At 69.5% G+C, this 19,865-nt stretch carries 9 protein-coding genes; 7 read left to right on the top strand and 2 right to left on the bottom strand.

What is annotated here, in order from left to right:
* The first annotated feature begins 17 nt into the window (after nucleotides 1-17).
* The 3 genes from AC07A4_RS01930 (at nucleotide 18) to AC07A4_RS01920 (ending at nucleotide 2,586) form a co-directional block, all read left to right on the top strand.
* Entirely contained in the window at nucleotides 18-242 is a 225-nt protein-coding gene (locus tag AC07A4_RS01930; RefSeq protein WP_478591596.1) for a hypothetical protein, read from the top strand.
* Nucleotides 239-859 (top strand): hypothetical protein, encoded by a 621-nt coding sequence (locus tag AC07A4_RS01925; RefSeq protein WP_478591593.1) that lies wholly within the window; start codon nucleotides 239-241, stop codon nucleotides 857-859. Before AC07A4_RS01930 ends, AC07A4_RS01925 begins: the two co-directional genes overlap by 4 nt.
* A 161-nt stretch (nucleotides 860-1,020) precedes the next feature.
* Nucleotides 1,021-2,586 carry an AAA family ATPase gene (locus AC07A4_RS01920; protein ID WP_478591591.1) on the top strand — a complete coding sequence of 522 codons (1,566 nt, stop codon included), beginning with the start codon at nucleotides 1,021-1,023 and terminating at the stop codon, nucleotides 2,584-2,586.
* Nucleotides 2,587-2,656: 70 nt separating this feature from the next.
* Here the strand turns inward: AC07A4_RS01920 and AC07A4_RS01915 are convergent, their stop codons facing one another.
* Nucleotides 2,657-4,000, bottom strand: coding sequence for a M14 family metallopeptidase (locus AC07A4_RS01915; RefSeq protein WP_478591589.1), 1,344 nt, complete (start codon nucleotides 3,998-4,000; stop codon nucleotides 2,657-2,659).
* Nucleotides 4,001-4,298: 298 nt separating this feature from the next.
* Here AC07A4_RS01915 and AC07A4_RS01910 point away from each other — a divergent pair, with 298 nt between their 5' ends.
* Nucleotides 4,299-5,648 carry an Nramp family divalent metal transporter gene (locus tag AC07A4_RS01910; RefSeq protein ID WP_478591586.1) on the top strand — a complete coding sequence of 450 codons (1,350 nt, stop codon included), beginning with the start codon at nucleotides 4,299-4,301 and terminating at the stop codon, nucleotides 5,646-5,648.
* Between the two features lie 67 nt (nucleotides 5,649-5,715).
* Here the strand turns inward: AC07A4_RS01910 and AC07A4_RS01905 are convergent, their stop codons facing one another.
* Complete coding sequence (locus AC07A4_RS01905; protein WP_478591584.1) at nucleotides 5,716-6,753, bottom strand: chitinase; 1,038 nt, start codon at nucleotides 6,751-6,753, stop codon at nucleotides 5,716-5,718.
* Nucleotides 6,754-8,356: 1,603 nt separating this feature from the next.
* On the opposite strand from AC07A4_RS01905, the gene AC07A4_RS01900 reads away from it, so the two are divergent.
* The 3 genes from AC07A4_RS01900 (at nucleotide 8,357) to AC07A4_RS01890 (ending at nucleotide 19,779) form a co-directional block, all read left to right on the top strand.
* Nucleotides 8,357-11,068, top strand: a complete 2,712-nt coding sequence (locus AC07A4_RS01900; RefSeq protein WP_478592846.1) for a laminin G domain-containing protein — start codon at nucleotides 8,357-8,359, stop codon at nucleotides 11,066-11,068.
* A gap of 114 nt (nucleotides 11,069-11,182) precedes the next feature.
* Entirely contained in the window at nucleotides 11,183-18,202 is a 7,020-nt protein-coding gene (locus tag AC07A4_RS01895) for a polymorphic toxin-type HINT domain-containing protein (RefSeq protein ID WP_478591582.1), read from the top strand.
* A 671-nt stretch (nucleotides 18,203-18,873) separates the two neighbouring features.
* Nucleotides 18,874-19,779 (top strand): hypothetical protein, encoded by a 906-nt coding sequence (locus tag AC07A4_RS01890; RefSeq protein ID WP_478591579.1) that lies wholly within the window; start codon nucleotides 18,874-18,876, stop codon nucleotides 19,777-19,779.
* Nucleotides 19,780-19,865: the final 86 nt, after the last annotated feature.

The following is a 19,865-nucleotide window of genomic DNA, read 5'->3' as shown; positions in this document are numbered from 1 at the left end:
AGAAGGAGACAGCAGCGATGAGTTCCGCGCCGGACACCCCGACCCCGCCCTCTGATTCCCCGCTCCCTGACTTCCTGCCCCCTGGCTCCCCGCCTCCCGCCGCCCCCTGGGCCGCCGTGCCGGGTGCCGCCGACGTGCGGCGCGCCACCAGCAGGCTGCGGCGGACCGTCGAGGGGCTGCCCGACTGGGAGCCGCTGCCGCCGGGTGAGACGCTGGTGCGCCGCGGCCGGGGCGGAGCGTGAGGTTCCGCCGTCGGCGGGGTGCCGCGCCGCCACCGGAGGCACCCGCCAACCCCGAGCCGGAGACCTTCTGGGGCCACGGCGGCCCGTACCACGCCTGGGTGGACTTCCTGCGGCGCTGGGCCGCCGAGGAGGACGTACGCGCCGACGTGCTGCCCGCGCTCGCCGACGACCGGTTCGCGGGCGAGACCTGGGAGCGGCTCGCGCGCCATCTGAGCACCGCGCTCGACCTGCGCCTGCGCGCCTGGGGCGGCCGTCTGACCCGGGCCCTGTACGCGACCGCCGACGAATTCTCCTACGGCCGCGAGCTCGCCCAGGCGCGCGTGGGGCTGCGGGCGATCCGCGCCGTCGCGGGGCACCCGGGTCTGCCCGACGCCCTCCGGGACGGCGCGGCCGAGCTGGTCGACCGCCATATCGCCGCGCTCCAGGAGCAGTTGGAGCGCGGGCTCGACGAAGCCGAGCGGTCCGGCGCGTTCGACGCGCGCCACGCCGAGCGCCGCCGCCGCACCCTGCGCGACAACCCCCTGACGGCGGCCACCGCGCCGGAGGCCCCCGCCGACCCCTGGGGCGCCCGCGACCCGACCGGGCCGCCGCCACGCCGCCGCGTCGTCACCGACTGACGCCACACTCGCACCCGCCCCTTCACTCGCACCCGCCCCTTCACTCGCACCCGCCCCTTCACTCGCACCCGCCCCTTCACTCGCACCCGCCCCTTCACTCGCACCCGCCCCTCCACCCGCCCCCGCCCCTGCCGCCGCCGCGCTGAAAGGCCCCCACCGCCATGTCGAACTACGCCGAGAGCCTGCGCCACCTGGAGAGCTACCTCTCCGCCCGTGTCCCGGTGATCGGCATGCGCAGCATCGAGCAGCGCCGCGCCCTGCGCCTGATCGGCGAAGCGGCGCGGCAGCCGCGCCGCAGCGGCATGCCGTTCTGGATCTACACGCGCGCCACGGGCCTGCGCGACCTGCGCACCAACGCGCCCGTCCACGAGGACCGTTCGCTGACCGGGGCGATGGACTTCGCGGCCGCGCAGTTCAGCTCCAGGGCGAACGCCACCGTCGTCCTCGTCGACCCCGACCACCTGGCGGACGACACCCCCGTCACCCGGCACATCGCCGAGCTGGCCCGGCTCGCCGACGACAACATGGGCAGCATCGTCCTGCTCACCGACGCGCCGATCTGGAGCGGCCTGCAGCGCCTCGGCATGAGCCTGCACCTGGACCTGCCGGACCCCGAGGAGACGTACGGCACGCTCACCGGCTTCCTCAAGGACCACCAGGGCCACCTCCCCATCGAGTGGACCGAGGACGACGTCCGCCGCGCGGCCGAGTTCCTGAACGGGGTCACCGAGGCGGAGTGCGTCAACCTCATGGCGACCATCGCCGCGAAGGGCTCCATCGAGCGGGACGACGTCCTGGGGCTCGCGGGGGCCAAGGACCGCATCTTCAGCGACCTCACGGGCCTGGAGAAGGTGGCCTTGAAGGAGGGCGACTACGCGGTGGGCGGGCTCTCCAGCCTGCGCGAGTGGCTGCGCCGCAAGCACCGGCTCATGCACGCCGACCTGCGCGGCACGGGCCTGCGGCCGCCGCGCGGCGTGCTCCTGGTCGGCGTGCCCGGCTGCGGCAAGTCCCTGTCGGCCAAGGCCATCGCCCACACCTGGCGCCTGCCGCTGTACCGCCTGGACATGGCCAGCATCCACGGCAAGTGGCTCGGCGAGTCCGAGGGCCGCTTCCGGGAGGCCCTCGCGATGGCGGACCGCGTCGCGCCCTGCGTGCTGTGGATCGACGAGATCGAGAAGGGCCTCGCGGGCCGCGACGACATGACCGGCGTACCGCAGCGGATCACCGGCCACTTCCTGTTCTGGCTCCAGGAGTCACGCTCACGGGCCTTCGTCGTCGCGACCGCCAACGACATCCGGAGCCTGCCGCCGGAGCTCCTGCGCAAGGGCCGCTTCGACGAGCTCTTCTTCGTGGACCTGCCGGACGCCGGTGACCGCAAGGAGATCATCGAGCTCCACTACCGCCGCTATCTGCGCGCGGAGCCCGAGCCGCGCGAGGTGGAGCGGCTCGTGGACCTCTCCGAGGGGTTCGCGGGCTCCGACATCGAGGCGGCGCTGCGCGAGGCGGGCGAGGAGGTGCTCCTGAACGACGGGGCCGCGCCGCTCAAGCCGTCGTTCCTGCCGGACGTCTTCGCCAACACGGTGCCGATGAGCCGGGTCGACCCGGAGCGGATCGAGCAGATCAGGACCTGGGGCCGGGAGCGGGCCGTGCCCGCGGGCCGGGCGGCCGTGAGCCCGGCACCGTCAGGTGCCGGGCAGACGCGCCGCCTCGTGTTCATGGACGACTGACGGCCGTTTCCTGGACGACTGACGCTGTTGCCGCTCAGCGCCCGCTCACCGCCCGGTGGTCAGGGCCCGCTCACTGCCCGGAGCAGTACTGCTGTTCCTTCCCGATCGACCGGTACATACAGTCCGAGTTCTCCAGGAGCTGGAGCACCGCGTCCCGGTTGCGGGATGTCTCGCGCTCGATGACCTCGTCGGGCGGGTAGAAGCCGCCGCCGCCGGACCTCGGGTACATCTCGAAGGTGTAGCCGAAGATCTTCTGGCTGCCCCAGAGGTAGTCGTCGATGGTGCCGTCGGTGATGTAGAGGTCGCTTGACTGCTCGGGCGTGTAGCCGTTGCTCGCGGCCATCTTGCGGCCGACGGTGGCGAAGGCGTCGTGGTCGTCCTGGGTCAGCCCTGGCGCCGTGTCGTTGTACGTGTACCCGTACGGCCAAAGGACCAGCTCGCTGTACGTGTGGAAGTCGATGCCCGCCTTGATCTGCTGCTTGCCGCCGACCACCCGGCTGCGCACGAAGTCCGCGACGACCTTGACCTCGGGCGCGGACTCGGGGGCGCGGCCCCGGTAGGTCTCGGAGCCCGGGGTGCCCGAGGAACCGCCGCAGCAGCCCCACTTGAAGTTCCAGTTGCGGTTCATGTCGGTGCCGGTGGCGCCGCCCGGGTTGGGCTGCCGGTTCAGGCGCCAGCTGCGGTAGGAGCCGGTGGCGATGTCGTACTCGCCGCCGTCGGGGTTGAGGTCCGGCACGATCCAGATCTCGCGCTCGTTGAGCATCTTGGTGACGCGCGCGTCGCTGCCGTAGCCCGCGCCGAACTCCCGCAGCAGATAGAGGGCCATCTCCACCGTCAGGTGCTCACGGGCGTGCTGGTGGTGGGTGAAGAGGACCTCGGGCTCGTTCTCGTCCGTGGAGACGTTGTCGCTGATCTTGATGGCGACGATGTCCCGGCCCTGGTAGGACTTGCCGATCACGCGCTTGCTCATGATGTTCGGGTACTGCTGGAGCCGCTGGTCGATCTCCGCGGTCATCTCCGCGTAGTTGTGGTAGCGGGAGTCGGCGGGCGGGAAGTCCCGCACCCGCACCGGCCCTTCGCCCGAGCGCTTGGGCGGCGCGGGCAGCGCCTTGAGGGTGTATCCGAGCGCGCGCAGCTTCCTGGCCTGGGCGGCGTTCGCGGAGACGACGACCCCGTGGTCATCGGCCTCGTCGATGGAGACGCCGGTCGCCGCGAGCGCCGTGCGGGCACCGCGCGTGGCGGGCCCGGGCACCGAGTACTGGCGGATCTCGTCCTCGGCCGCTGCCGCCGCTGCCGCCTTCTTGGCCGCGGGCGATGAGGAGTCGGACGCGGTGGCGCTGAGGGGCGCCGCGACCGCGAGGGCGAGCACGGCCGCCACGGCGGCTGATCTCTTTCCGCGTATGCGAAGTCGCATGAATGCTCCTGTGGGGGTGGGGGGGTGGTGCACTGCGACGCGTGGGGTGCGGTGAGCGGTGAGCAGGCCCATGGTGCAGTCCTGGCATGTTCTGGTCAATGCGCCTTTGAGCCGACTGTGCCGGGCCTGTGGGTCAGCTGTGCCGGGCCCGGGAGCCAGCTGTCCCGCCCTTGGGGAGCCAGCGGTGCCGCCCCCCCCCGGATTCGGCCGTAACCGCCGCGAGCCAGCGGCCCTCCCCACCCCCACACCCCACGCACGACCCCTTGTGCACCCCGCACCCATGCGCTTTCTTGATCGCATGGCCGAAACCAGAGACGGATCGAGCACCGCGGGGGGCGGCACGCACGCGCCCCGCAAGTCCAGTTGGAAGTACATCGGTCCCGGCATCGTCGTCGCCGCGACCGGCGTCGGCGCCGGTGATCTGGTCGCGACCCTGATCGCGGGCAGCAACTTCGGCTACACGCTCCTGTGGGCCGCGGTCATCGGCTGCGTCGTGAAGATCTCGCTGGCGGAGGCGGCGGGACGCTGGCACCTGTCGACAGGGCGCACCCTCTTCGAAGGATGGGCCTCCCTCGGCCGCTGGACGACGTGGTTCTTCGTCGCCTACGTCGTCGTGTGGGGCTTCGCGTACGGCGCCGCGGCGATGTCGTCGTCCGGGCTCCCGCTCCAGGCCCTGTTCCCCGATGTGATGGGGCTGAAGTGGTGGGCGATGCTCACCGGCGTCGTCGGCCTGGTCTTCGTCTGGTTCAACAAGTACGAGGTGTTCGAGAAGGTCATGACGGTCCTGGTCGGCGTGATGTTCGTGGTCACGGTGTACCTGGCCGTCCGCGTGACCCCGAACCTCGGCGACGCCTTCGCGGGCCTGCTCCCCGTCCTTCCCGACGAGAAGGACTCCGTCCTCAACACGCTCGGCCTGATCGGCGGCGTCGGCGGCACGATCACGCTGGCCGCGTACGGCTACTGGGTCAACGCCAAGGGCTGGACGAACGCGGGCTGGATGAAGGTGATGCGCCTGGACAACCGCGTCGCGTACATCACCACGGGCGTGTTCGTCCTCGCCATGCTCTTCGTCGGCGCGGAGCTCCTGCACTCCGCGAACGTCGCGATCGCCAGCGGCGACAAGGGCCTGGTCCAGCTGGGCGACATCCTGGAGAAGGAGTACGGGAACGCCACCGCCAAGCTCTTCCTCATCGGCTTCTTCGCCACGTCCTTCACCTCGCTCATCGGCGTCTGGCACGGCGTGAGCCTGATGTTCGCGGACTTCGTCGAGCACTACCGCAAGTCCCGGGTCCAGGCCGGGGCCGCGGCCTCCGCGGCCTCCACGGCCTCCACGGGCGAGGAGGTCGCCTCCGGCGCCCGCGAGCGGTCGGTCCCCTTCCGCGCCTACCTGCTCTGGCTGACCTTCCCGCCGATGATCCTGCTCTTCCAGGGGCAGCCCTTCCGCCTGATCATCATCTACGGGGTGCTCGGCGCGGCCTTCATGCCGTTCCTCGCCCTGACGCTGATCTGGCTCCTCAACTCCTCCCGCACGCCCGCCGAGTGGCGCAACGGCTGGCTCAGCAACGGCATGCTGGCGATCGCGGGCCTGCTGTTCCTGGTCCTGTGCGTCAAGCAGATCACGGACCAGGACTGGGGCAGCTTCTTCTGACGCCAGTGGGTGTACGACGACGACGGCGCCGCCACGGAAGCGGCGGCGCCGTGCGCGAGCCGGGCGCCTACGGCAGCCCGTGCACGTGCGGCCCCACCGCCTTGGACCAGGCGTTGCCGTTCAGGGCGTCCCAGTTGGTGGACCAGGTCATGGCCCCGCGGATGCCCGGATAGGTCTTCGACGGCTTGAACGAGCCGCAGTTGGTGCCGCGCGCCAGACAGCTGAGGGCGTTGTTCACGACGGTCGGCGACACGTACCCCGACCCGGCCCCGCGCGGCGACGCGGGCGTCCCGATGCCGACCTGCGACGGCGCGAGGCCGCCCTCCAGCTGGATGCACGCGAGCGCGGTCAGGAAGTCCACGGACCCCTGGCTGTACACCTTTCCGTCGCAGCCCAGCATCGATCCGCTGTTGTAGTACTGCATGTTGACGACGGTGAGGATGTCCTTCACGTTCAGGGCCGTCCTGAAGTACGCGTTGGACGTCGACTGCATGTCGATGGTCTGCGGCGCCATGGTGAGCACGAACCCAGGACCGGCCTTCTGCGCGAGTGACTTCAGGGCCTGCGTCATGTACGTGGCGTTGAGCCCGTTCTCCAGGTCGATGTCGACGCCGTCGAACCCGTACTCCCGCATGAGCGCGTGCACGGAGTTCGCGAAGTTCGTGGCCGCCGTGGGGCTGTTCACGGACACGGCCCCGCGCTCGCCCCCGACCGATATGATCACGGACTTCCCGGCCGCCTGCTTGGCCTTGATGTCGGCCTTGAACTGCGCCACGGTGTACCCGCCGAGCCCCGCCGAGTCCAGGTTGAAGGTCACCTGCCCCGGCTGCCCGGTGGCATCGGCGAAGGCCACGGCGATGATGTCGTACTGATCCTGCACCTGGCCGAGCCGCTGCACGGTGGCCCCGTTGTTGAAGTTCTGCCAGTACCCGGTGACGGCGTGCTTGGGCACGGCCCGGTTCTGCGCCTGCGACTGCGCCCCGGACTCCCGGGCGTCGGCGGCCCCGGCTCCTTGGGTGGCGACCCCGGTGAGCGCGAGCCCGAGAGCGGCGATCCCACCGACGAGCACACTCCTCGCGCGGTTCGTTCTGCGAACGCGGTCCATCTTCTGCCTCCGTGGGGGGAGTTGCGAAGGGAGGTACGAGAACGGTGGCCACCGCTGGTCGTCCAAGGTGGTCCAGACCAATGGGGTTGTCAAGAGTTCATACATGTTGCCGTGGGGTGGCGGCGCGATAGCGCAGAGTGAGCACCCATCCTCGGGGGCTGGCCGGTTCCCCTCCCGCTCTCACCTCAGAGAACCCTCTTCGCATCGCTCCAGCAAAGGAGTTGAGGTCAAACCTCGTCGCGGGCGTCAGTTGGGAATGGCCAATTCCGGGCGCCCGTCGGCCCGTAATGCTCACGGATGGTAGCGAGCAGCGTTCTGGCCGCAACTAACCGGAGCTTCAAATTCCACTCCATATCGCCCGATTGAGGGCGTCTGTCGGCGTGGAATTGCGGCGCAGGTCACCTTGACGCAGGGAACCGGCTCCGCTTTTACTCACTCGGCCTGCAATGTGTGAAGTATTGGTGACTCTGGGGTGGGGATTGTGGATCTGGGGTGGAGGCATCGCCGTGCCCGAAAACAGCGAAGCTCACGGCGTGTGACGGGAGGTCTCGCGGCGGCCGCGCTGGTGCTCACGCTGCAGCCCGTGACCGCGTTCGCAGTTCCCGGGAGCGAGGCGCGGGCGGCAGCACCGGAGGCGCCCCTGACCGAGCGGTCCGCGTCCCAGCGCGCGTCGGCGACCGGTGAGCCCGTGGAAGTGGCCGCGGAGCGCACCGAGTACACCACCACCATGGCCAACCCGGACGGCTCGTTCACGCTGACGCAGTCCACGGAGCCCCAGCGGGCCCGGGACCAGAACGGGGCCTGGCGGGACATCGACGTCACCCTGGAGAAGCGGGCGGACGGCACCGTCGGCCCCAAGTCCGCCGTGGTGGACCTCTCCTTCTCCGGCGGCGGCAGCGGAACCGGGCTCCTGAGCCTCGGCACCGGCGACCAGCGCCTCAAGCTGGGCTGGCCGACGCCCCTGCCCGAGCCGGCCCTCGACGGCGCGACGGCCACGTATGCGAACGTGCCGGTCAAGGGCGTGGACCTGCAACTGACGGCGACGGCCGAGGGCTACCGCGAGGTGCTCGTGGTCAAGTCGGCGGAGGCCGCCGCGAGCCCCGAGCTTGAGAAGGTCCGGCTCGCCGTGCGCGGCGAGGGCCTGAGCGTGACCCCGGGGGAGGGCGGCGGGCTGCGCGCGGTCGACGCCGACGGCAACGCCGTCTTCCGCGGTCCTTCCGGACAGATGTGGGACTCCGCGGGCGACACCGCGACCACGCCCGCGCCCCGCAAGAGCCTGCGCGCCATCGCCCCCGAAGACCGCCCCGCGAAGAAGGGCGCCGCCGAGGACCCGGCGCAGCCCGGCCAGGGGGACACGACCGCCGACCTGCCCGTGACCGTCGGGAACGGCACGGTGTCGGTGACCCCCGACCTGGACCTGCTGCGGGGCGAGAAGACCGTGTACCCCGTCTTCATCGACCCCCCGATGGGCCTCGGCCTCTCCGAGTGGACGAAGCTGTCGTCGGACGGCGACAAGTTCTGGAAGTTCAGCGAGCCCAAGGGCGTCGGCCGGTGCGGCATCGCCGACGGCTACTACTGCGACCTCGGCGGCTACACGGACCGGATGTACTTCGAGTTCGGTGCCTCCAAGCTCTCGGGCAAGCACGTCCTGGACGCGACCTTCCGCGCGTACGAGACCTGGTCGTTCAACTGCCAGCCGCACTGGGTCGACCTGGAGCGCACGGACAACATCTCCGAGGGCACGCGCTGGCCGGGGCCCAAGCGCCTGGACCAGATGGGCGACCGGTACGTCTCCGCGGGCCGCGGCAGCCTGTGCAGCCCCGAACAGCCCAACTCCTGGATCGAGTTCAACGACAACCCGGACGAAAAGGACGAGAACCTCACCTCCACGGTGCGCTCCCTCGCCAACGGCAAGATCTCACGCCTCACGCTGATGCTGCGGGCCAAGGACGAGGGCGAGCCGCGCGCCTGGAAGCGGTTCGACAACAACGCCGAGCTCAAGGTCCAGTACGCGCATAAGCCGGGGGTGCCGACCTCGGTCGGTGCCATCCCCGGCACGGGCAACGGCAAGGCGCAGTGCCGCCCGGCCAAGGACCCCGTGACCGTCACGGTGGACACGCCGAAGATCCAGGCCCGGGTGCAGACCAAGGTCGAGCAGCACCAGGGCGAGGAAGAGGGCTCCCTCCAGGCCGAGTTCGTGATGCAGCGCTCCAGTACGGACACGACCTCGGGTTCGTGGTCGGACGTCTGGGACGACTACGAGCCGGACAAGGGCTGGGACCCCGACGGCACACTGGAGAAGACCGTCACCACCAAGCGGGCGGACGGCGGCCTGTACCGCTTCAGGGCGCGCACCCAGTCGCACTGGGTCTACGGCGGCAAGGACGGCGACCTCTTCTCCCCGTACTCGAAGTGGTGCTACCTGCGCATCGACTCGACGGCGCCGAAGGAACCGACGATCGATTCCTTCGCCCCGTACAGCGAGTGCACCGCCAACAAGTGCGCCGCGAACGGCGGCCCGGGCGAGACCGGGGTGTTCTACTTCAAGCCGAACAAGGCGGACAGGGACGTCAAGCAGTACCGCTGGCGGTTCCTGACGTCGGAGGCCGATGCCACCAAGACGGTGCTGGCGCAGGACAGCGGTTTCGCCGTGGCGCTCGTCCAGCCTGGCTTCGCGGGCACGCAGACCCTGTCCGTGGAAGCCAGTGACCTGCAGAAGGACAAGGAGGGCCGCGTCCGCTGGGGACCGCCCGCGGAGTTCGTCTTCAAGGTCGGCACTGCCCCCGGGACCACCGGCCGCTGGCGCTTCGACGACGCCCGGCCCGGCTCCGACAGGACCACGGCCAACGACACCGGCCAGGTCGGCGCGCGCCACGACGTGATCCTGCGCGACGAGGCCGCGACCGGCTGGTCGACCATGGGCCGCCGCGGCGCCGGGGACTACGCGCTGCGCCTGAACGACAACCAGACCGACCCCGACAAGCAGGTCGGATACGCCTCCACGGACGGCGTCTCGGTCAACACCCAGGGCTCCTTCACGGTGTCGGCGTGGGCGTACCTGACCGACGACAAGGCCAACCGCGTGGTGCTCTCCGCGCCCGGCGAGCACGGCTCGGCCTTCACCCTCTACTACTCCTCCGCCCTCAAGAAGTGGGTGTTCAACCGCACGGACCAGGACAAGAACGGGCCTGTCTACATCCGCTCCACCGCCGACGCGGAGAATCCCCCGCTGAAGGTCTGGACGCATCTCGTCGGCGTCTTCAACACGAAGGGCAACGCCGACGAGAAGGACGACACGATCCAGCTGTACGTCAACGGCAGGCCCCAGGGCGATCCGGTGGTCCTGGCGGACGAGGCGAAGACGTACACCCCGTGGACGGCCGACCGGAACATGATGGTCGGGCGGAGCAAGGTGGACGGCTCCTACGGCGAGTACTTCCTGGGGCGGATCGACGAGGTCGCGACGTGGCAGCGGGTGCTGCAGCCGAAGGAGATCCGCGAGGAGAGCCGCCTGGAGCGCGCGGGCCTGCCCACCAACGAACTCGTCGGGCACTGGGACGCCACCATCTCCTCCGGCGGCCAGGTCATCGAGAGCCCGGAGGACCCGGACGACCCGTCCAGCGCGTCCTTCCCCTACCGCCGGGGCCCGCTGGACCTCTCCGCCTCCGGCGCCCGCCTGACCGGTGAGGACGCCACCTCCCTCGTCCTGGACGGCAAGAGCGGCTACGCCTCGGCCGGCGGCCCCGTCGTCGACGAGACCGGTTCGTTCACGGTCTCGGCGCGGGTGCGGCTGACGAAGGCCGAGTTCGAGGGCAAACCCGTCGGCTACCGGGCGCTCGTGGCGGGGCAGGCGACACCGGTGGGGAAGGAGTCGTCGTGGGCGTTGTGGGTGGAGAAGGTCGGCGCCGACGCCTACCGCTGGAAGTTCGGGCGGACCGCGGTCAAGGCCGACGGCAAGGTCGTCGGCAGTGCGGTCGTCGAGGCCGAGGAGCCGTTCGGCGCGAAGGACAAGGAGTGGGACACCTGGGTCGATCTGACCGGGGTCTTCGACGCGGGCGTGGACTTCACCGACGACGAGGGTGAACAGCGCTTCGGCGTGGCCAAGCTGTACGTCGGCGCGCTCCCGCAGCAGGGTGGGGACGACGCAGGTCTCGGCAAGCCCCAGCAGGGCGACGGCGTCCTGACGGCGGGGCGCGGCTCCGCGAAGGGCGCCACTGGCCACTACCTGCCGGGTGACCTCGCGAAGCTGCGGGTCTGGACCGGCGCGATGACGCGACAGCAGGTCACCGACCAGATCGCGGAACCGTCCACGTAGCACGGCACGGCATCCGGCATGGCGCGGCCGCGCCGGATGCCTTCCCCTCTCTCCCGCACTGGATTTCTACGGCGTGGGGTCGCCGACGTGCGACCCCACGCGAGGAGACACGCAATGAGACGACTGGGTACCGGGCTGCCCGGAACCAGCAGATCAGCGAGACGCCGATGGAGTGGGCGGATCGCGCTGGTCACGGGCCTCGCCCTGCTGCCGGGACTGCTGTCCCCGGTGGTGTTCACGAACACGGCGTCCGCGTCGACGGACCCGCTGGGCCGCCCGAAGCTGGACGCGCCGCGCTCCGCCAAGGTCTCGCCGTTCACCGTCAAGGCCAACGAGAAGAACGCGGCCGCTGTCCGGAAGTCCGCCGAGGCCGGTCGGCGCGCCGCCGACCGGGCGCGGGGCGACCAGCGGCGCGGCGTGGCCTGGCCGAAGGGCGGGACGGCGAAGCTCGAGCTGTCCGGCTCCCGCGTGGCCAAGGCGAGCCCCGGATCGCTGCCCCTCACCCTCTCCGCGCCGAAGGCTGCGAAGGGCGCACCACAACAGACCGCCGACGCCCTCAAGGTCGAGGTCCTGGACCAAGGCGAAGCGCGCAAGCTCGGGGTCAAGGGCGTCGTGCTCACGGCCACGGCGCCAGAGGAGGGGGGCCGGGCCCAACTGAGCCTCGACTACGGGGCATTCGCCTCCGCCTACGGCGGTGACTGGGCGGGACGCCTCCAGGTCCTGCGGCTGCCGGACTGCGCCCTCGAAAGCCCGGGCAAGGCCGACTGCCGTACCCGGGAACCGGTCAATTTCACCAACGACCGCAAGGACGAGCAGCTGAAGGCGGCGCTGTCCTTCCCCGCCGCGAAGCCGGGCGCACAGACGGGCCGGACCATGGTCCTCGCCCTGGCCGCGGGCACCAAGTCCGGCTCCGGCGACTACAAGGCGACTCCGCTCGCCGCCTCCTCCACCTGGGAGGCGGGCGGCTCCTCGGGCTCCTTCACCTGGACGTATCCGCTGCGCGCTCCCGCCCCCGCGGCGGGCCCTTCGCCCGACCTGACGATTTCCTACGACTCCGGGAGCGTGGACGGCCGCACCGCCTCCACCAACAACCAGGGCACGGTCATCGGCGAGGGCTTCGACCTCACCTCCTCCTACATCGAGCGCAAGTACGGCTCGTGCGAGGACGACGGGCACGACAAGAAGTACGACCTGTGCTGGAAGTACGACAACGCTTCGCTGGTGCTGAACGGCAAGGCCACCGAGCTGGTCAAGGACGACACCAGTGGCGAGTGGCGGCTGAAGAACGACGACGCCTCGACCGTGAAGCGGCACACCGGCGCGAGCAACGGCGACGACAACGGCGAGTACTGGACCGTCACCACCGGCGACGGCACCGCGTACACCTTCGGCCTGGACAAGCTGAAGGGCGCGGGCGCCGATGACCGCACCGACTCGGTGTGGACCGTGCCGGTCTTCGGAGACGACGAGGGCGAGCCGGGCCACTCCGACGGCAGCGGCTTCTCGGACCGTGACAAGAAGCAGGCCTGGCGCTGGAACCTCGACCTCGTCGAGGACACCCACGGCAACGCCATGACGTACTGGTACGAGGCCGAGCACAACAACTACGACAAGCTTGGCGACGACAACACGGGCACCGACTACACGCGTGGCGGCTACCTCAAGGAGATCCGCTACGGCCAGCGCGCCGACGCCCTCTTCTCCGCCGCCCCCGCGGCCTCCCACAAGGTCACCTTCAGCTACGCCGAGCGCTGCCTCGCCTCCGGCACCGGCTGCGACGAGCTGACCGAGGACAAGCGGGACAACTGGCCGGACGTGCCCTTCGACAGCGTCTGCAAGGACGACAAGAAGTGCACCGGGAACGTCGGCCCGTCCTTCTTCACCCGCAAGCGCATGACCGGCGTGAACACCTACGCGTGGAACGCCGCCCTGGACAAGCCCGCCTACTGGGCGGTCGACGGCTGGAAGCTGAAGCAGCTGTACCTCGACCCGGGCGACACCGGTGACAGCACCGACCAGTCCCTGTGGCTGGAGGAGATCCAGCACACCGGCAAGCGCGGCGCGGACGACATCGCGCTCGACCCGGTCAAGTTCACGCACCAGTTCCTGCCCAACCGCGTCGACGGCGCCTCCGACGACATCCTGTCCCTGGACAAGCCGCGCCTGCGGACGGTCACCTCGGAGACGGGCGCGCAGACGATCGTCTCGTACCGGCCCGCCGAGTGCGTCGCCGGGGAGAAGATGCCGAAGCCGGACGAGAACACCCGGCGCTGCTACCCCGTGTACTGGTCCCCGAACGGCGAGAAGACCCCCAAGCTCGACTGGTTCCAGAAGTACCCGGTCACCGCCGTCTCCACCACGGACCCGCGCGGCGGCGCGGAGGCCGTGCAGCACGCCTACGAGTACTCAGGCGGCGGCGCCTGGCACTACAACGACGACCCGATGACGCCCGCCAAGGAGCGCACCTGGTCGGTCTGGCGCGGCTACGAGAAGGTCACCCACTACACCGGCGACACGGACAGCGACCGGTTGAAGGAAGTCAGCGTCTACCTGCGCGGCATGGACGGCGACCGCGTGGCGGGGTCCGACGACAAGACCCCGGATCCCGACAAGCGCAGGAAGGCGGAGGTCAAGGGCGTCAAGGCGCCCGCGATCACCGACTCCGACCAGTACGCAGGCTTCGCCCGCGAAACCGTGACGTACAACGGCGACACCGAGGTCTCGGCGACCGTCAACGACCCCTGGTCGAAGCGGACGGCCACCCAGCACAAGTCGTACGCCGACACCGAGGCGTACTACGTCCGCTCCGCCGCTACCCACGAGCGGACCCGCGTCACCAGCGGCTCCGAGCCCCGTGACCGGGTGCGCACCACCAAGACCGCCTACGACGAGTACGGCATGCCCGAGACGGTCGAGGACCAGGGCGACGCCGACGTCACCGGCGACACCCTGTGCACGCGCACCTGGTACGCCCGCAACGCCGACCAGGCCCTCAGCTCCCTGGTCTCCCGCACCCGCACGGTCGCCAAGGCGTGCTCGACGTCCACCGCGGACCTCGACCTGCCCGCCGAATCCGACCGCCCGGGTGACGTCGTCTCCGACACGGCGGTCGTGTTCGACGACCCCGACGCCACGAAGTGGACGTCCACGCAGAAGCCGACCAAGGGCGACGAGACCTGGTCCGGCCGCGCGAAGTCGTACGCCGCCGATGGCGTCGCGTCCTGGCAGAAGGCCGCCACGACCAGCTACGACACGCTCGGGCGCCCCCTGGAGACCAAGGACGCCAACGGCCTGACGACCGCGACCACGGCCTACGAGCCGAAGGCCGCGGGCCCGCTGACCTCCTCCAGCGTCACCAACACCAAGGGCCACAAGACCACCACCGACGTGGACTTCGGCACCGGCGCCACGGTGAAGATCACCGACCCGAACGCCAAGGTCACCGAGACCGCGTACGACGCGCTCGGCCGCACCAAGCAGATCTGGCTGCCGAACCGCCTCCGGGTCGACAAGACGCCCAACTACGTCTTCGACTACAAGGTGACCAGCAAGGCCATGTCCTGGGTGTCCACCGGCACCCTGAAGGGCGACGGCTCGGGCTACAACACCAGCTACGAGTTCTTCGACTCCCTGCTGCGCCCGCGCCAGACGCAGGTCCCGACCCCGGTCGGCGGCCGACTCATCGGCATCACCCTCTACGACGACCGCGGCCTCGCCGTCAGCAGCCAGGGCGAGACCTGGGACGAGACGTCCGCGCCGAACAGCACGCCGGTGCAGACCGAGGGCAGCCAGGCGCCGACGCAGACGGACACCACGTACGACGCGGTGGGCCGCCCCACGAAGACCGTCACCAAGAACTACGGCGTGACGCGCTGGACCACCACCGCGTCCTACACCGGTGACACCGTCTCCAGCAGCGCCCCGGACGGAGGCCAGGCCACGGCTGAGGTCACCGACGCCCGCGGGCAGACCGTCCTGCGCCGCGAGTACGGCGGCCCGAAGCCGACCGGCACGGACTTCACCAGCACCCGGTTCACCTACACGCCGGGCGGCCAGCAGGAGACGATCACCGGGCCCGACAAGTCCAAGTGGTCTTACTCCTACGACCTCTTCGGCCGCCAGATCAGCGCCGACGACCCGGACAAGGGCGCGACGACCACGACGTACGACAGCCTCGACCGCACCCTGACCACGACCGACGTCGAGAAGCGGAAGCTGCTGTACGGCTACGACGACCTGGACCGCAGGACCGGCATGTGGCACACCGAGAAGTCGGACGCCACCAAGCTGGCCGCCTGGACCTACGACGACCTGGCCAAGGGTCAGCAGGACACCGCGGTGCGCTACGACGGCGGCCTGTCCGGCAAGGCGTACACCCGCAAGGTCACCAGCTACACCCCGCTGTACGAGGTCAGGGGCAGCGAACTGACCCTGCCCGACGACGATCCGCTGGTCGCCGCGGGCGTCCCCAAGAAGCTCTCCTTCGCCACGGGCTACCGCTTCGACGGCACCGTCAGCCAGAGCACCCAGCCCGCGGTCGGCGGCCTCAAGACCGAGACGGCCGGCTATGAGTACAACGCCCTGGGCCTCCAGACGGGCATGGACGGCCTCACCGGCTACCTGCACGGGGCCGCCTTCTCGCCGCAGGGCGACCTGCGCCAGATGACGCTGGGCATGAGCGGCGCGAGCGCGGAGAAGAAGGCGTACCTCAACTACGACTACGAGGCGGGCACGCGCCGCCTCACCCGCTCCTACGTCACCGACGACGTGCACGGCTACATGCCCCAGGAGCTGAAGTACACCCAGGACGACGCGGGCAACGTCCTGTCGATCCTGGATGCCACCACCCAGGGCGGCACGCAGAAGCCCGACCACCAGTGCTTCGCCTACGACGGCTACAGCCGCCTCACCGAGGCCTGGACCCCGAAGACCGCCGACTGCGCCGCCTCGGGCCGCAAGACCGCCAACATCGACGGCGCCGCCCCCTACTGGACCTCGTACACCTACAACGAGGCGGGCCAGCGCGCGTCCGAGACCCAGCACAAGGCGGCGGGCGACGAGACGACGAAGTACGACTACGGCACCCCCGCGGGCCAGCCGCACCCGCTCGCGAAGACCACCGGGTCCCGGGCGGCCACCTACGAGTACGACAAGACCGGCAACACGACCAAGCGCCCCGGGCCGAAGGCCCAGCAGAACCTGACGTGGAACACGGAAGGCAAGCTGGCCAAGACCCTCGAAGGTGCGGCGGAGACCGGCTACTTGTACGACGCGGACGGCGAACTCCTCATCCGCCGGGCCAAGGGCGACGGAGACACGGTCCTCTACCTCGGCGCCACGGAAGTCCGCCTGACGACGAAGGGCACCAAGAAGACCCTCTCCGGCACCCGCTACTACACGGCCAACGGCCAGACCATCGCGGTCCGCACGGCCACCGCGGGCGCCACCGAATCGCAGCTCGACTTCCTGGCCGCCGACCACCACGGCACCTCCAGCCTGGCGCTGGACGCGAAGACGTACGAGGTGTCCAAGCGGTACGTGTCCCCCTTCGGTTCGCCGCGGGGAGAGAAGACCCCGAAGTGGCCGGACGACAAGGGGTTCTTGGGGAAGCCGGTGGACAAGGGGACTGGACTCACGCATATCGGGGCGCGAGAGTACGACCCGGCGATAGGGCAGTTCATCAGCGTGGACCCGCTCATGGTGCTGGATAAGTCGCAATCGTTCAACGGCTATGCGTACGCGGACAACAGTCCGGTGACCTTCGCCGACCCGACCGGCCTTGCGAAGGGGCTCGGAGACATCTTCTCCGACCTTGGCAAGAAGCTGTCATCCGGGATTCGCAACATGGCGAATCAGGCGGTCAATCGGGTGCTGAATCACCTGGGCACGGCTCCGACGAGCAGTAGGGGATATACGCCCCCTGCCTCGACCTCGGCCACTCAGGTCGGGTTCTCATGCTTCTTCACGGGATTCATTACGCGCTGTGGGGGCGGCGGCGGAGCGAAGAGGGGTCCTGCGGACAGTGGACCGCTGAATCCATGGAAGCTCGGCGGTGAGATGTTCCTGCCTGATGTGGAGTCGTGGAAGGGGTGTTGGAACGACTTCGGCTGGAACGGCGACTGTGGCAGTACAGCGGGGGACGCACCGTTTTTCAAGCCTTGGAAGGCGCTGAAGCGGTTTGGTGACCTCCTCAAAAAGAAGGGAAAGGCCCCAGAAGGAAAGAGGGAGCCTGAACTTGATCCGGACTGCACCGAGTGCTTCCTGGCCGGCACTGATGTCCTCCTGAGTGACGGCGAGACCAAGGACATCGAGGACATCCGCCTCGGCGACAAGGTCCTCGCCACCGACCCCAAAACCGGCAAGACCGGCGCCCGCAAGGTCACACACCTGATCGTTACCGAGGACGACAAGCACTTCAACACCCTGTCCATCGCAACGGATGACGGCATCGAGACCCTCACGGCGACGCACGAACACCCCTTCTGGTCCCCGTCGGAGGGCCGCTGGATGGAGGCCAGGCGCCTCAAGCCGGGCATGACACTCCGAACGGACCAGGGTGACACGGTCGTGGTGACGAAGAACCACGCCTTCACGAAGCGGGCGCGGACGTACAACCTCACGGTTGAAGGAATCCACACGTATTATGTGCTGGCTGGGGAAACTCCAATCCTTGTGCATAACTCGGGGCCCTGTCCGAAGGTTGTCGCCAGGCAGAATAAAGTCGCCGACAAGTTCGGTGGCGTCAAGGTAGGCCAGGGTTACAAGTTTCCAAACAGGAGGGCTGCGCGGCAGGCTGCTTCTGAAATGGTGGGGAACCTGGGGTCGGAGGCAGAGGCAATCAGGGCTCATGATTTTCGTGGTGGGCCACACTGGATGAAGAACTCCAATATGGTGATCGGTCGGAGATCTGGTGACGGTGGCGCTGGCTGGCGTGACGACTTCCTCGGACATGACTTCGGGAAGGGGGGTTCGCTCGGTGCGCACGTTAACGTCTGGGGCCCCGGCCTCGACAATAAAATGCATCTATTCTATAGGAGGGCGCGATGGGTGCATGGTGGGACATGCAGTGCGACCACGGGCATGTGTGGTCGATGTTCCGGGAGAGCGAGGCGGAACCGGAAGTCGATGCCCTAGTCTGCAAGGAGGACGGCCTTCAGGCGGTCACCGTCACGAGACGCCCTCTTGCTGACCGGACAGAGATTAGAATCCTGCCCGCGGCATGGGAAAGGGAAGGGCGTTTCGGCCGCTCGGATGAGTATTTCTTCGAGATTCGATCGAGAGCTACTCCAGAGAAGGTGCTAAGGTCGGAAGTTCCCATGTCATGGGATGAGGCAATTCGATGCGCGGCGATGTTTCGAGGCGTCCAGTGGGGTCAAGCTGAGCGGCGCTGGCGGAATATTCGAGTGTTGAGAGTGGGGTAGTTTGGCCCTCATCCGGGCCTTGATCAGGTTCTATCCAGCAGGCTTCGCCAGGGCTCAGGCCTAGCGAAGCCTGCTGGATGGGGTGCCGATTTTGCTAGCCATATGGCGCGTGATCGCTGGGGTGGCTGGTACGCGGCAGTGTCTCCAGCCAGTCTCCCGACACCCTCGTGCGGGTTACGACGGTGAGGCGCAGGCGGTATTCATCGGCCCGCCAAGCGCTCCATGGGTACCCCTGCCACGCGGGCGCAACGCGACAACCCGTAGGTGAACACTGCGAAGTTGGGTGTTAGCGCGGCCCCCACGTGGATATGGTGCTCAGCTAGAGGCGCACGTGCACGCTGACGTGCCGATGGGAGTGTGAGACTCGGAGCCGGGGGTGTGCGCATGCCGACCGCGATAGCCGTCACCAGCCCGGAGCTGGTGCTGCCTTCGCCCGATCGTCACACCCCGACCGCCACCGTGTTGAAGAGCGCCGGGCAGTCGTCGAAGACGTACTCGCTCGATCAGGCGCTCACCGAGATGCACCAGCTCATCGAGTACCACGGGTACGTGATCGTGCTGTGTCCCGCGTCCGCGCCGCAGGCGGTACGGCATCGGCTGCACGCGATCCGGTCCGTGCTCGAAAGCGACCGGATCGCGTTCGTGCGCAGTGAGCTGCCGCCGCTCGGGCTCTCCGTGCTTGCGCTCCAGTTACGGCAGTTGTCCGTCTGCGACTTCAGCCCGGGTGTGCTGGCGAGCGCGGCGCGGCTGCTCAGCCACTACATCTACGCCGGCGCCGTCCTCGGGTCCGTCGCCAAGCTCGACCGCGTGCCCGTCACCCTGCGGTCGCACACCAAGTCATGGGTTCCGGGCACGCAGTTCGCGGTACTCGCCGCCCCGCGGACCGCGATGGTGAAGGCGACGGAGGACGCGGTGCTGCCCGCACCGGAGTTCGGCACGAAGCTGTTGTACGCGACGGGGCAGCTCGGCGCCGAGTGGGTGACCGAGACGCTCGCGGCCGCCTGGCAGGTGCAGGGCGCCGCCGACGTCCCGTTGCCCGGCGACTCCGCGCGCTGGTGGGCCACCGGCAAGCTCGTCGAGTTCGCCGCGGCCATCCCGGACATCTCCGTGCTCTACCAACTGGTGTCGTCCGTGCGGAGGGAGGACTGCCACTGGTGCGGTCTCGAACTCATCGGCGACCGCTGCGCGTTCTGCGCCGCGCCGCTGCCCCCGCCGCCCGAGCGGGCCGCCGCGCCCCCCGTCGCCGAGGTGACCACCGGCACGCGGGCCCTGCCCCGCGGCGCCACCTAGGCCCCCGGGCCGCCGCGCCCCCCTGTCGCCGAAGTGACCACAGGACCGCGCACCATCCCGCTCACCGTCCGTAGCCACACGCACTC

The organism is Streptomyces sp. NPDC043996 (assembly GCF_056435225.1).
The sequence above is the reverse complement of the archived record's forward strand: the minus strand, read 5'-3'. Positions and strand labels throughout refer to the sequence as shown.

Coding starts and splice junctions, on each gene's coding strand:
- AC07A4_RS01905 (WP_478591584.1), bottom strand. CDS start 6,753: ATGGACCGCGTTCGCAGAACGAACCGCGCGAGGAGTGTGCTCGTCGGT.
- AC07A4_RS01895 (WP_478591582.1), top strand. CDS start 11,183: ATGAGACGACTGGGTACCGGGCTGCCCGGAACCAGCAGATCAGCGAGA.
- AC07A4_RS01910 (WP_478591586.1), top strand. CDS start 4,299: ATGGCCGAAACCAGAGACGGATCGAGCACCGCGGGGGGCGGCACGCAC.
- AC07A4_RS01890 (WP_478591579.1), top strand. CDS start 18,874: ATGCCGACCGCGATAGCCGTCACCAGCCCGGAGCTGGTGCTGCCTTCG.
- AC07A4_RS01930 (WP_478591596.1), top strand. CDS start 18: ATGAGTTCCGCGCCGGACACCCCGACCCCGCCCTCTGATTCCCCGCTC.
- AC07A4_RS01900 (WP_478592846.1), top strand. CDS start 8,357: ATGTACTTCGAGTTCGGTGCCTCCAAGCTCTCGGGCAAGCACGTCCTG.
- AC07A4_RS01915 (WP_478591589.1), bottom strand. CDS start 4,000: ATGCGACTTCGCATACGCGGAAAGAGATCAGCCGCCGTGGCGGCCGTG.
- AC07A4_RS01920 (WP_478591591.1), top strand. CDS start 1,021: ATGTCGAACTACGCCGAGAGCCTGCGCCACCTGGAGAGCTACCTCTCC.